This is a genomic window from Oleiphilus sp. HI0061 (assembly GCF_001635675.1).
In genome coordinates, this window is the sequence record NZ_LWFE01000006.1 from 1 (window position 1) to 1,014 (window position 1,014).

A 1,014-nucleotide genomic window follows, 5' to 3' on the forward strand; every position below is an offset into this window, starting at 1 on the left:
TTGATTCATTAGTGTGCTGCCTCTGATTGTTGTTTTTTAGTAGTCATCGAAGCTTCCGGCGCGAAGGCATCCTCATCGATACAGAGTATCTTGGGTAGTCCCCTTCTATTGCATAAGCCGGTAGATTTGCATTACTAGAGCACACTTTACCGCCTTGGGTAAATACCATATCGCGTAAGAAGACCATGCAAGTGGGGCTAAGGAAACTAATAAAGCAGGCTAACGCTCCATACAACACAGTCTATATGAGACTAATAGCGACATTCAAAACCTGAGCGATTAAGAACACCACTAAAGAATCAGACCTCTACTAGCGCTTCTATCAAATACAGCTCTTTAATCTTCTCGGGCAACTCAATTATCTTTCTCGCTTCAAGGTCCATCCAGCCCACCACACAACGATGAACTGCCGATAGTTCACCATTGGCCTTATAGATATTTTGTAGCATCTGCACAGTTTTGGTAAAACCAGTTGGCTCACCTGGCTCCACTGTTACGCGCAACTCATCACCTATATTAACTTCGGCTTTGTACTCAGTCTCTTCCTTAAAAAGAACGGGGCCTACATTATGTTGCTTAAACCACTTCGCCGTCATACCGATCTCATTAAGAAACGCAACTCGAGTATGCGCACACAGATCAGAATAAGCAGAATGCCTCATATGCTGATTCGCATCACAGTCAGCCCATCGCACTTCAATAGTCTTTTCATATAACGCTTCAGTTTGCTTGCTCATAACGACCTCTTTACAACGAGCGATCAAAAAATTCGAGTTCAGTATGCAGGCAGAGAACACATAAATACAATTCATTATTATTATGTATGCTATGATTTTAAATCATACCAATAGCTGTGGGTTAGCCTTGCTCATGAATCTAGTCACACTTCGCCAGTTCGATCTGAATAGCCTTGTAGTATTAAAACTGTTGCTGGAAACAAAGCATGTCACACGGGCGGCAGAACAATTAAACCTCACACAATCAGCAGTTAGCCGAACCTTGGGTAAACTAAGA

2 protein-coding genes are annotated in these 1,014 nt (G+C 42.5%); one reads left to right on the plus strand and one right to left on the minus strand.

Translation table 11 applies throughout. The features are described from left to right. Positions 1-299: 299 nt before the first annotated feature. A complete protein-coding gene (locus A3735_RS00210) occupies positions 300-737 on the minus strand; it encodes a thioesterase family protein (RefSeq protein WP_068516029.1) in 438 nt (145 codons plus the stop codon). Between the two features lie 133 nt (positions 738-870). Between A3735_RS00210 and A3735_RS28605 the strand changes: the two genes are divergently transcribed. Beyond that, positions 871-1,014: LysR family transcriptional regulator (locus tag A3735_RS28605; RefSeq protein WP_156499267.1), on the plus strand; the 144-nt coding region annotated here is incomplete at its 3' end.

Bases quoted from the DNA above. Each gene is read 5' to 3' on its own strand.
- A3735_RS00210 (WP_068516029.1), bottom strand. From the start codon at position 737: ATGAGCAAGCAAACTGAAGCGTTATATGAAAAGACTATTGAAGTGCGA.